This window comes from Streptomyces sp. NPDC014907, from assembly GCF_055562975.1.
Map to the genome: position 1 here is coordinate 73,253 of NZ_JBVHEG010000004.1, position 12,190 is coordinate 85,442.

Consider the following 12,190-nt stretch of genomic DNA (forward strand, 5'->3'; position numbering starts at 1 on the left):
CGTTCCCCGGCACGCCCCCGCGCGGCGGGGTCCTCGTGGGCGGGCGCGGCGACGAAGGCGCGGGCCGGTCGGCCCCGGCGTACGAACCGGACGCGGGCGGAGGCCGCTTGCCGGCGTGCGTGTCCACGGCCGGCGCGGCGGGTTCCATCCCCGCCCCCCGGGTCCCGGGCCCGGTGCCCTGTCGCTGAGTCACACGTCGCGGGGCCCGACGGCGGTCGGGGCGCCGAGGAGGGGCGACGGGGTTTTCCGGGCGTGCGGGGCGCCCCCGGATTTGGGAGCGCTCTCAGAAGGTGGGGGCTACAGATATCCTGATCCCCGCGGACACCCGCACCGCCCGTCCCGTCCCGTCCCGCAGGCCCCACACGTCCCGCACCCCACACACCCGCACCGCACCACCCCCGCACCACCCCCGCACCACGCCGCCCGGCACCCCGCACGCCCCGTCCGAACTCCCCCTCGCGCGCCCCGCGTCCGCACGCCGCGCGCGCCCGCCCAGCCGACCCAGCCGAGGAGCGCCCGCCTTGCCCGAGCAGACCACGGGGCCCCGCCCCACGCTGGAAGCCGTCGCCGCGCGCGCCGGCGTGTCCCGCGCCACGGCCTCCCGGGTCGTCAACGGGGGCGCGGGCGTGCGCGCGCCCCTGGCCGAGAAGGTGCGCAGGGCCGTGGAGGAACTCGGCTACGTCCCCAACCACGCGGCCCGCACCCTGGTCACCCGGCGCAACGGCGCCGTCGCCGTGATCATCGCGGAGCCCGAGTTCCGGATCTTCTCCGACCCCTTCTTCGAACAGCAGGTGCGGGGCATCAACCGCGAGCTGACGGCGCACGATTCCCAGCTGGTGCTGCTGTGGGTGGAGGGGCCGGGGGACCACGAGCGGATCGCCCGTTACCTGGGCGGGGGGCACGTCGACGGCGCGCTCGCGTTCTCGCTGCACAGCGACGACGCCCTGCCGGCGGTGATCGGGGGAGCGCGGATTCCGGTGGTCGTCGGCGGGCGGCCCGCCCCGGGCACCGATCCGGCCGTGCCCTTCGTCGACTGCGACAACCGGGGCGGCGCCCGGGAGGCGGTGCGCCACCTGGTGGGCCTCGGGCGCCGGAACGTCGCCCACATCTCGGGCCCCGCCGACCAGACCTCGGCGATCGACCGGATGAACGGCTACCGGGACGTCCTGATCGACGCCGACCCCGCGCTGCTGTGCGCGGGCGACTTCACCGAGGAGAGCGGCGCGCGCGCCATGGCGGAGCTGCTCGACCGGAGGCCGGACGTCGACGGGGTGTTCGTCGCCAACGACCTGATGGCGTCGGGCGCCCTGCGCACCCTGCGGGAGCGCGGGGTGCGGGTGCCGGAGGACGTGGCGGTCGTCGGCTTCGACGACATGGCCTCGGTGGCCGGCAGCACCTCCCCGGCCCTGACCACCGTGCACCAGGACATCGAGGGCATGGGCCGGCTGATGGTGAAGCTCCTGATGCGGCTGCTCGACGGGACGGGGCGCGAGATCCCGGGCTCGGTGATCACCCCGACCTCGCTGGTCCGCCGCGCGTCCGCCTGAGCGCCCGCACGGGAGACGGCGGGCCCGGGCGCGTCGCCCGGGCCCGCCGCCGCAGCCCCCGAGGGATCAGTCGTACGGGATGACCACCACGGACCGGTCCGTGCCCGTCCGGAGCCGTGAGTCGCCGTTGCCGATGGCGCTCCAGACCTCCAGGCGCACCGTCCCGCCCCGCAGGTCGCCGAGGGTGCCGGTGGCGGACTTCAGGCCCCGGGTCTGGGCGTACTCCTCCCAGCCCGTCACCGGGTCCGTGGCGAAGTACTGGTACGTCTCCGTGCGGTCGAAGGTGCCGTCGCCGGTGAGGTCGTAGCTGATCCGGGCCTGCTGGCCGAGGCCGACGGCGGTGCCGGCGTCCACCTGGAGCCGGAAGGCGGTCGAACCGCCCGCCCGGAGCGTGCCGTTCACGTTCCTCGCCTCGTAGACGAGCGGCCGGTACGGGGTGCCGTCGTGGTTGGCGCCCTGGGCCGAGGCGATGGTGTCGCTGCTCTCGGTGGCTCCGGTGGCCGTGGTGAGCGTGCCGCCGGTGCGGAGCTGGAAGGTGTTGCCGGTGGACGGTCCGGGGCCGGGGTCGGTGCCGCCCGTCCCGTTGCCGGTGGCGGTGGAACGCGCCGGGACGGTCAGGGACTTGCCGTCGGAGAAGGTCACCGTGCGGGCGGTCGAAGCGTAGTTGTGGGCCACGTAGGTGCGCGTGGTGCCCTTGGCGAGGACGGCGGAGGTGGGGATCGATCCGGTGACGGTGGCGTCGGGGGCGCCGAGCGCGTCGAGCGCGGTGATCCAGTGGTAGGTGTGGGCCCTGGACTCGCCCGCCTCCGGGGTGTATCCGGCGTTGCCCGCGTCCCACTTGGCCTTGGCGGCGCCGGGGTCGGCGAGGGACTGGAACTCCCAGAGGACGTCGCGCCACTCGACGGCGGGGCCGCCGTTCTCGCGCTCCATCTCGGCGATGTTGCGCCGGATCGCGTCCTTGCGGCCGCCGAGGTGGAGCGAACCGCCGCTGGTCACGGGCAGGACGTTGATGCCGTGGATCTCCTCGGGGTTGGCGGTCCACCAGGTGGAGTAGGCGCCGCCGCTGCCCCACACCATGCCGACGGTGTCGTGCGCGAAGGAGCCGGGGAAGACCTGCTGGTCGGCGTCGAACCAGTACTGGGCGACGGCCTCGGCCTCGGTGGTCAGGAGGTACGTGCCGAGGTCGCGCAGGGAGGTGTCGCCGGTGGCGGAGCCCCACAGGACGAGGGCGGCGCTGAGGTTGGTCGACTCGGAGGAGGACTCCTGGTTGTTGCCGGCGGCGAAGCCCTGGTGGCCGCTGGCCCAGCTGTGTCCGGCGTAGACGTCGAAGCCGCGCAGGAAGGGGAAGGCGCCGTCGGTGCGGCTGGGGTTGGCGGTGTCGCGGACCAGGGTCCTCACCATGGTGCCCCAGGCGGAGTCGGCGGCCCAGGCCGGGTCGTACTGGGCGACGATCGCGGCCGCGTACACGTAGTAGCCGTAGTGGAAGTGGTGGTCGTTGAGTTCGGTGTCGCTGCCGTAGGAGGCCGGGTAGCCGGTGAGGGTCTTCCAGACCCTGTCGTACGAGAACTCGTTGGCACCGCCCGCCGTGAACCACTCCTGGAGCCGGCCCTTGAGGAGGCCGAGCAGCTTGTCGCGGATCGCGCCCTCGCCGATCTGGTCGGCGAGGGGCACGAGCTGGGCGAGTTTGCCCAGGGCCTTGCCGGTCCAGTACGTGTCGACGGCACCGGAGAACGGGTCGGAGGAGTTCGCGACCTCGTTGAGGTGGCCGCGCAGGCGGGCCGGGTCGATGCCGCCGCCGGGCAGGCCGGGGAGGGTGGCGGCGGCCTTCTGGACGGTGGTGAAGGAGGCCGCCGCGCGGACCTTCATGGTGCCCCGGGGCGAGACGTACGTGTAGGGGGTGAGCGGGTCGGTGGTGTGCAGCCACTGGTGGCGGTAGAGCGCCTGGAGGGTGCCGCGCTCGGTGCCCTCCTTGGCCTCGGTGGTGAGGCTGTAGGTGGCGCGGACGGTGCCGGCGTCGTAGCTCCAGTTCACCGTGGAGCCGGTGACGAAGCTGTAGGCGTACGCGCGGTACGTGGCGAGCGCGTCGGTGGAGGGCAGGACGGCGACGGAGAAGTAGTCCCGGCCGCCGAGCCCGGCGGTGACGGTGGTGCCGGAGACGTTCCAGTCGCTGCCGGTGGGCCCGAAGAGGGCGTAGTGGTGGCCGGCGACGGTGATGCCGAGGACGTTGCCCTGGTCGGCGAAGACGGTGGGCGTCTGGGCGGTGGTGATCCGGGCGTCGCCGCCGGTGCCCCTGGCGTACACGAAGGGGAGGCCGTGGCCGATGGTGGTGCGCAGGGTGCGGGTGCCGTCGGACCAGTAGGGGGTGACGGTCCAGTCGGACCAGGCGTCGGCCCTGGTGTCGGGCGAGTTGAGGCCGGTGAGGCCGAGGGTGAGGTCGCGTTTGTGGGCGAACTCGTACTGGCGGCCGTCGCCGACGATCGCGGGGCTGGTGGGGTAGCCGACCTCCAGGCCGCCGGCGACGGCCTGATAGGTGAGCGGGTGGCCGTACATCGGGGTGGAGTACGGGTTGCCCCCGTAGCGCTGGAAGGCGAGGGAGGACCACCAGTCGTTGGTGGGGACCGGCTTGCCCTGGGCGGCGGCGGTGACCTTGGGGGTGACCGGGGTCCCGGTGTCGGTGGTGGGCCCGGAGGTGCCGGCGGGGCGGACGTCGGAGTAGCTTCCGGCGCCCGCCGGGACGGTGGCCGCGGTCGCGGGGACGGCGGCGGGGCCCAGTCCCACGGCGGCGAGGGCGGTGACCAGGGCCAGCACTGCGGCGGGCCGGGTGCGGGGGGAAGGCATGGAGGGGCACCTCATGTCGTCGCGACGGATGGAGCTCGGAGGGGGACGCCCTGAGGGGGGAGGGCGGCGTTCGAGAGGTCGGGAGCCGAGGGTCCGAAATGACTGAGAGCGCTCTCAGAATGTCGGAAACGTAGAACCCGCGAAACGGGCATGTCAAGAGGTTGAACACAGCCGCGCCGTCAGGGCACTTCTCGTCCGTTACGCCTTCGAGGCTTGACGGATGGACCGGACCGGGGGCACGCTCCCTCCGCATGCGTGAGAGCGCTCTCAAGCACTGTCACCCGTTCCGGAGCCAAGGGAGGCTTCCCATGCCCATCGCCCGAGCCGCCAAGAGAGCCGTCGTCCGCCTGGGCGCGGTCACACTCGCCGGCGCCCTGCTCGCCGCCTGCGGCGGATCGAAGGACGGCGCGTCCTCGGACGGCGCGGGAGGGAAGGTCACGATCACCGTCGACCTCTTCGGTTCCTTCGGGTACAAGGAGGCCGGGCTCTACGCCGAGTACGAGAAGCTCCACCCCGGCGTGACCGTCAAGCAGACGGACACCGAGGACGAGGCCGACTACTGGAAGTCCCTGCAGACCCGGCTCGCCGGGAACGCCGGCCTCGCCGACGTGCAGGGCATCGAGGTGGGCCGCATCGCCTCCGTCACCCAGCAGCAGGCCGACCGCTTCGAGGACCTGAGGAAGTACGGGGCGGACTCCCTGAAGGAGCAGTTCGCCCCGGCCAAGTGGGCCGCCGCGACCGGCAAGGGGGGCGAGATCCTCGGCCTCGGCACGGACGTCGGCCCGGAGGCCATGTGCTACCGCACCGACCTCTTCGAACGGGCCGGGCTGCCCACCGACCGCGAGGAGCTCGCGAAGAAGTGGGCCACCTGGGACGGCTACCTGGACCTCGGCAAGCAGTACAAGGCGAAGGCCCCCGCCAGGAGCGCCTGGCTCGACAGCGTCGGCAGCCTCTACTCGATCATGATCGGCCAGGAGAAGGAGCGCTACTACGACGCCTCCGGAAAGCTGATCTGGGAGCGGAACCCCGCCCTGCGCTCCGCCTGGGACCACGCCGTCCGGGCCGCGGACGCCGGACTGAGCGCCAAGCTCGACCAGTGGTCCCCGCAGTGGAACCAGGCCTTCTCCGCCGGCTCCTTCGCCACCATGCCGTGCCCCGCCTGGATGCTCGGCTACATCAAGGGCCAGGCCGGTGAGGCCGGCAAGGGCAAGTGGGACGTGGCCAAGCTGCCCGGCGGCGCCGGCAACTGGGGCGGCTCCTACCTGGCCGTGCCGAAGGCCGCGAAGCACAAGAAGGAGGCGTACGAGCTGGTCAAGTGGCTCACCGCCCCCGAGCAGCAGACCAGGCTCTTCCAGAAGCAGGGCAACTTCCCCTCCTCCACCGGCGCCATCGAGAAGGTCGCCGGCGCGAAGGACGCGTTCTTCTCCGACGCCCCCATCGGCAAGATCTTCGGCGAGGCGGCGAAGGCGGCCCCGGTCCAGGTGCTCGGCGTCCACGACCAGAACATCGCCCAGCAGATCACCAACGCGCTGAGCGAGGTCGAGCGCAAGGGCACCCCGCCCGAGAAGGCCTGGGAGAACGCCCGGAAGGGCGTGGAGAACACCATCGGCTGACCCCGCCGGCGGACGGGCGCCCCCGGGCGCCCGTCCGGCGCGGTCCCGTTCCCCGCCCGACCCCACACCGAAGGGCCGCACCGTGACCCTCACCGCAACCGAGACGCCGGCCCGGCCGGGACCGCCCCCGCCGCCCCGGCGGCCGGGCCCCGCCCGGCGGACCTGGCGGAAGCTCTCCCCGTACGCCTACATCGCCCCCTTCTTCACCCTCTTCGCCGCCTTCGGCCTCTTCCCGCTGCTCTACACGGCCTTCGTCTCGCTGTACCGGGTGGAGCTCCAGACGCCCGGCGACATGGAGTGGCGCGGCCTGGGCAACTACACCGCGCTCTTCGGGGACGCGTACTTCTGGGTCTCGCTGCGCAACACCTTCACCATCGGCCTGCTCTCCACCGTGCCGCAGCTCGTCATGGCCCTCGGCCTCGCCCACCTGCTGAACTACCGGATGCGCGGCCGGACCTTCCTGCGCACGGCGGTCCTCCTGCCGTACGCGACCTCGGTCGCCGCCGCCACCCTCGTCTTCGCCCAGCTCTTCGGGCGGGACTTCGGACTGGTCAACTACGCGCTCGGCCTGGTCGGCGTCGACCCCGTCGACTGGCAGAACGGGACGGTGGCCTCGCAGATCGCCGTCTCGACGGTCGTCGTCTGGCGCTGGACCGGCTACAACGCGCTGATCTACCTGGCCGGCATGCAGTCGATCCCCGACGAGCTGTACGAGGCGGCCGCGATGGACGGCGCCTCGCGGTGGCGCCAGTTCCTCCACGTCACGCTGCCCGGCCTGCGGCCCACCATCGTGTTCACCGTCATCGTCTCCACGATCGGGGCGACCCAGCTGTTCGGCGAGCCGCTGCTGCTCGAGGGGTCGGTCTCGGGCGGCATCTCGCACCAGTACCAGACGCTCGGCCTCTACCTGTACGAGCAGGGCTGGGGCTTCTTCCACCTGGGCCGGGCCGCCGCCATCGCCTGGGTGATGTTCCTGCTCATCGTGGTGCTGGTCGGGGTCAACGCCCTGATCGCGCGCCGCCGTTCCCGCAAGGAGGCCGGCCGATGACCGCGCCGACCGCCCCGCCCGCGTCCGCCGCGCCCCCGGCCGTCCCTCCCGCCCCCGCCCCCGGCCGGGCGCCCCGCCGGGGAGCCCCGCGGGCGGGCCGCACCCTGCACGCCGGACCGCTGGCGTACGGCGTCCTGATCGTCGCCGTGCTGATCTCGGCGTTCCCGTTCTACTGGACGATCGTCGCCGCGAGCCGCTCCAACGCCGAACTGGCCCAGGTGCCCCCGGCGCTGCTGCCGGGGCCGAACCTGATCGAGAACTTCGGGGCGGTCCTCGAAGAGGCGGACATCGGCAGGGCGCTGCTCAACTCGCTGATCGTCTCCGGTTCGGTCACCCTCGGCACCGTCCTGTGCTGCACCCTGGCCGGTTTCGCCTTCGCCAAGCTCCGTTTCAGGGGCCGGGGCGCGCTGCTCGCGATCACCGTCGGCACCATGATGATCCCGCCGCAGCTGGGGGTGATCCCGCTGTTCCTGCTGATCGCCGAACTCGGCTGGGTGAACCAGCTCCAGTCGGTGATCCTGCCGGGCCTGGTCTCCGCGTTCGGCGTGTTCTTCATGCGCCAGTACCTGGCGCAGTCGCTGCCGGACGAGCTGATCGAGGCGGCGCGGGTCGACGGCGCGTCCACCGCCAGGATCTTCCGGTCGATCGTCGTGCCGGTCGCCCGGCCCGGCATGGCCGTGCTCGGCCTGCTGACCTTCATGGCGTCGTGGAACGACTTCTTCTGGCCCGTCGTCGCCCTCACCTCCTCCGAGCCCACCGTCCAGGTCGCGCTGCGCCAGCTCGGCGGCGGCTACGTCCACGACCAGTCCGTGATCATGGCGGGCACCCTGCTCGGCACCCTGCCGGTGCTCCTCGTCTTCGGGCTGCTCGGCCGGCAGATCGTCGGCGGCATCATGCAGGGCGCGGTCAAGGGCTGACCACCCCTCCCCCCTTCCTCCTCCGTACGCCTCACCCCAGGGAGTTCCCACCCCATGACCGCGCTCGACGCCCGCACCGAACCGACGACCACGCTCCGTTTCCCCGAGGGCTTCCGCTGGGGCACCGCCACGGCCGCCTACCAGATCGAGGGGGCCGCCGCCGAGGACGGCCGCACGCCGTCCATCTGGGACACCTTCAGCCGCACGCCGGGCAAGGTCCGCAACGGCGACACCGGCGACATCGCCGCCGACCACTACCACCGGCTCGACGAGGACGTCGCCCTGATGCGCCGGCTCGGCGTGACCGACTACCGCTTCTCGATCGCCTGGCCCCGGGTCCAGCCCACCGGACGGGGCCCGGCCGTGCGCAAGGGCCTGGACTTCTACCGGCGGCTGACCGACGCCCTCCTGGAGGCCGGCATCCGGCCGGTGGCGACGCTCTACCACTGGGACCTGCCGCAGGAGCTGGAGGACGCGGGCGGCTGGCCGCACCGGGACACCGCGTACCGCTTCGCCGAGTACGCGGGCATCATGGCGGACGCCCTCGGCGACCGGGTGGCGACCTGGACCACGCTCAACGAGCCGTGGTGCGCCGCCTTCCTGGGCTACGGCAACGGCGTGCACGCCCCGGGCCGCACCGACGACCTGGCCGCGCTGCGCGCCGCCCACCACCTCAACCTGGCGCACGGCCTGGGGGCGCGGGCCCTGCGCGGGGCGCTGCCCGGGTCGGCCGAGGTGTCCCTGACCCTCAACCTGCACGCCGTACGGGCCCTCACGCAGACGCCCGGGGACCTGGACGCGGCCCGGCGGATCGACGCGGTCGGCAACCGGATCTTCCTGGACCCGGTCTTCCACGGGCGGCTCCCGGAGGACCTGGTCCGCGACACGGCGGAGGTCACGGACTGGTCGTTCGTGCGGGACGGCGACCTGGAGACGGCGGCGGCGCCGCTCGACTCGCTGGGCATCAACTACTACACCCCGTCCGTGGTCGCGGCGGGCACCTCCGGGTCGCCGTCGCCGTGGGCGGGCGCGGAGCGGCACGTGCGCTTCGTGCCGGCGCCGGGGCCGCGCACCGCCATGGACTGGCCGGTGGACGCGGACGGGCTGCACGAGCTGCTCGTCCGGCTGCGGGACGAACTGCCCGGCGTGCCGCTGGTGATCACGGAGAACGGCGCGGCGTACGACGACTACGCCGACCCGTCGGGGAACGTGAAGGACCCGGAGCGGGTGGCGTACCTGCGCGCGCACCTGACGGCGGTGCACAGGGCCCTGGAGGGCGGGGCGGACGTGCGGGGCTACTTCCTGTGGTCGCTCCTGGACAACTTCGAGTGGGCGTACGGCTACAGCAAGCGGTTCGGCATCGTCCACGTGGACTTCGCGACGCAGCGGCGGACGCCGAAGGACAGCGCCCGCTGGTACGCGGAGGTGATCGCCCGGGGCGGTCTCACGGAGGTCTGACGGCCGCGGGGCACGGCGGGAGGGGGTGCCGCGGCGCCCCCTCGGAGCCGTGGCACCCCCGGTCACCGCGGGGGCGGTTCCCCCGTCACACGCGCTGCCACAGGGCGGGGACGCCGGACGGCTCCCAGCCGGCCTGGGCCTGGTGGCCCTGGAGGCAGCGGTAGGTGGCGCCGCCGTAGGTGACGGTGTCACCGGCCGCGTAGACCTTGCCCGCCGCCCACGTGCCGCCCGGCTCCGGCTCGGGGCCGGGACCGGGGCCGGGGCCCGGGTCGGTGGTGGTCCTCAGGGTCAGGCCGTAGTTCTGGAGGATCGGGTTCAGCGGCTGGAAGTAGGTCGTGCCGCCGCTGGAGCAGGTGCCGGAGCCGCCCGAGGTCACGCCCTGCGCCTGGCTGCCGGAGATGTACGAGCCGCCGGAGTCGCCAGGCTCGGCGCAGACGGTCGTGCGGGTGACGCCGGAGATGGTGCCCTCCGGGTAGGTGACGCTGGTGTTGTGCTGCTGCACGGTGCCGCAGTGCCAGCCGGTGGTCGACCCGGAGCGGCACACGGAGGAGCCGACGGGCTGGAGGACCGAACCGGTCACCTGGACGTTGGCACCGCCCGCGCCCTTCACGTACGGGGTGGCGGTCCAGCTGGAGTTGGCGGCGACCCAGGCCATGTCGTTGCCGGGGAAGACCGACGCCTGGAAGGTGCCCTGGGCGACCTGGTTGAAGCCGCTGGTGGTGGTGCCGGCGCGGCCGCAGTGGCCGGCCGTGGCGAAGCCCTGCGTGGTGCCCTTGGTGACCGGGAAGCCGACGGAGCAGCGCCCGCTGCCGTTCATGTAGTACGCGTCGCCGCCCCGGAGGTCGTACAGCGGGCGGGGCGCCCCGGCGGTGCGGACCACCTTCACCAGGCCGCGCGGGACGCCGGTGGCCGCGACGAGCCGCGCACCGGCTCCGGCCCGCGCCTCCTCGACGACGAGGACGTTGGCGCGGACGTCGACGTAGCGGACCGGGGCGTCGGCGGTGGCGGCCCGGTCCAGGGCCTCCTTGGCCCGCTCCAGGACGGCCAGTCCGTGCGTCACGACCCGGGCGTTCGCGCCCGAGGCCCGTATCGCGGCCGCGTCGGCGGCGCGGGTGGTGGCCACGGTCAGGGTGCCGGACTCGGCGCCCTCCACCCAGGCGCCGGCGAAGGCGGTGCCCAGGTCCTGGCGGAGCGCCGCGGCCCTGGCGCCGGCCTCGGCCTCGTTGGCGAGGCGGTTCTCGGCCTGGGCGCGGGTGAGGCCCAGGTCGCGCCGCATGGCGTGGAGGAGTTCGGGCTGCGCGGAGGCGGCACCGAGGGCGTCGGCGGCCGTTCGGACGGTGGGGACGCGGTCCTCGTCGTGCGGGGCCGCGGTGGCGGAACCGGCCTGGAGGCCGGCCAGTGCCAGGCCGGCGGCGGCCAGCACGGTACACGCCGTGCGGGCGTGTCGTCGGAGCATGGGGAGTCTCCTCGGTTGGCGGTGGGGATCTGCCGAAACCGTAGGGACCGCGCCGGGAGGGCGGCAGTTGCCAGACGGCCCCTGCCACGGCGTTATGGCCGGGCCGGCCGATGCCGGGAGGAGCGGGGGCCGGGAGGGGCTGGACCGGTCTCCCCGGCGCGTCAGCGGGGTCCGTCCTCCCGGGGCGCCGGGGCCGGTGTGCGGCCCGCGCTGTGGGCCAGGGCCTCCGCGTGGGCGGCCCGGGTGTGGTGGAGCACGGCGGCGGCCCGGCCGGCCGCGCGCCCCTCGGGGTGCCAGCCGAGCAGGTGCCGCCAGACCAGCGGCGTACCGGCGAGGGGGCGGGTCACGATGCCGGGGGTCGCGGGGAAGGTGGCCCGGCACAGGCCGGCGGCCCGGCCGACCCGCACCAGGTGCGCGCAGGAGGCGGTGTCCGTCTCGTACACGCGGGCCGGGGTGAAGCCGGCCCGTACGCACGCGGCGGCGAAGCAGTCGCCGAAGCAGCCGTCGCCGGGCACGTCGGTCCAGGCCTCCGCCGCCAGTTCGGCCAGGCCGACCTCGGCGCGGGGGGCCAGCGGGTGGCCGGTCGCCAGCATCACGTACACGGGATCGCGGGCGACCTCCGTCCAGGCCAGCCGCCCCGCTTCGGGCGGGCCGCTCTCGCCGCAGACCCCGACCAGGGCGAAGTCGAGCCGGCCCGCCGCCACTCCGCCCGCGATCTCGCGTTCCGACCAGGAGGTGTACGTGGTCACGGACGCGCCGGGGTCGGTGCGCGCGAGCCGGTCGACGAGGCCGCCGAGGAGCGGTCCGTGCGTGCCGCCGAGCCGGTAGCCCTCGGCGCCGTCGCGCGCGAACCGCACGGCCTCCTCCTGGAGTTCGCACACGGCGGGCAGCACCACACGGGCGCGTTCGAGGACGAGGTCCCCGAGGGCCGTGGTCCGTACGCCCTCCCGGCCCCGCTCGAAGAGCGTTCCGCCCAGGGCGCGTTCGATCCTCTTGAGCTGGGCGCTGAGGGCGGGCTGAGCGAGTCCGAGCGTGGTGGCGGCACGGGTGAGACTCCCCGCGTCCGCGATGGCCCGGATCGTCTTGAGGTGCCTCAACTCCAAGTCCATACGGAGAGCTTGGCGTCCCGCGCGCGAGAGGTCCAGACCAGCGACCGTGCGGCCGTCCCGGAACGGAAGACCGCTTCGCGGCTCCCCCGGGCGGGGGCCCCCCCGCCCGGGGGGGGGGGGGGGGGCCCCCCCCCCCCCCCCCCCCCCGCACCGCCGGCGGCCCGCCCCCCCCCCGCCCGCCGGGGCCCGGCGGGCGGGGACCCG

General features: G+C 74.2%; 8 protein-coding genes. 5 read left to right on the forward strand and 3 right to left on the reverse strand.

Going from position 1 to position 12,190, the window contains the following annotated elements; all coding sequences use genetic code 11:
- The first annotated feature begins 521 nt into the window (after positions 1 to 521).
- Positions 522 to 1,547, forward strand: a complete 1,026-nt coding sequence (locus tag ACZ3IL_RS12570) for a LacI family DNA-binding transcriptional regulator (protein ID WP_467389436.1) — start codon at positions 522 to 524, stop codon at positions 1,545 to 1,547.
- Positions 1,548 to 1,613: 66 nt separating this feature from the next.
- On the opposite strand, the gene ACZ3IL_RS12575 is transcribed toward ACZ3IL_RS12570, so the two are convergent.
- Entirely contained in the window at positions 1,614 to 4,385 is a 2,772-nt protein-coding gene (locus ACZ3IL_RS12575; RefSeq protein WP_467389438.1) for a glycosyl hydrolase, read from the reverse strand.
- Positions 4,386 to 4,693: 308 nt separating this feature from the next.
- Between ACZ3IL_RS12575 and ACZ3IL_RS12580 the strand changes: the two genes are divergently transcribed.
- The 4 genes from ACZ3IL_RS12580 to ACZ3IL_RS12595 all read left to right on the forward strand — a co-directional run bounded on the left by ACZ3IL_RS12580 (position 4,694) and on the right by ACZ3IL_RS12595 (position 9,421).
- Positions 4,694 to 5,998 carry an ABC transporter substrate-binding protein gene (locus ACZ3IL_RS12580; RefSeq protein WP_467389440.1) on the forward strand — a complete coding sequence of 435 codons (1,305 nt, stop codon included), beginning with the start codon at positions 4,694 to 4,696 and terminating at the stop codon, positions 5,996 to 5,998.
- Positions 5,999 to 6,080: 82 nt separating this feature from the next.
- The gene (locus ACZ3IL_RS12585; RefSeq protein WP_467389443.1) at positions 6,081 to 7,046 is read left to right on the forward strand and encodes a carbohydrate ABC transporter permease; all 966 of its coding nucleotides are present in this window, start codon (positions 6,081 to 6,083) and stop codon (positions 7,044 to 7,046) included.
- Positions 7,043 to 7,963, forward strand: a complete 921-nt coding sequence (locus ACZ3IL_RS12590) for a carbohydrate ABC transporter permease (protein ID WP_467389445.1) — start codon at positions 7,043 to 7,045, stop codon at positions 7,961 to 7,963. The genes ACZ3IL_RS12585 and ACZ3IL_RS12590 overlap by 4 nt, the downstream gene beginning before the upstream one ends.
- A gap of 54 nt (positions 7,964 to 8,017) precedes the next feature.
- Positions 8,018 to 9,421 carry a GH1 family beta-glucosidase gene (locus ACZ3IL_RS12595; protein ID WP_467389447.1) on the forward strand — a complete coding sequence of 468 codons (1,404 nt, stop codon included), beginning with the start codon at positions 8,018 to 8,020 and terminating at the stop codon, positions 9,419 to 9,421.
- An 85-nt stretch (positions 9,422 to 9,506) separates the two neighbouring features.
- Here the strand turns inward: ACZ3IL_RS12595 and ACZ3IL_RS12600 are convergent, their stop codons facing one another.
- Both ACZ3IL_RS12600 and ACZ3IL_RS12605 read right to left on the reverse strand, forming a co-directional pair.
- On the reverse strand, positions 9,507 to 10,877 hold the full coding sequence (locus tag ACZ3IL_RS12600) for a carbohydrate-binding protein (RefSeq protein WP_467389449.1): 1,371 nt from the start codon (positions 10,875 to 10,877) through the stop codon (positions 9,507 to 9,509).
- 161 nt (positions 10,878 to 11,038) lie between these two features.
- Positions 11,039 to 11,986: a LysR family transcriptional regulator gene (locus tag ACZ3IL_RS12605; protein ID WP_467389451.1), complete on the reverse strand. Its 948-nt coding sequence runs from the start codon at positions 11,984 to 11,986 to the stop codon at positions 11,039 to 11,041.
- Positions 11,987 to 12,190: the final 204 nt, after the last annotated feature.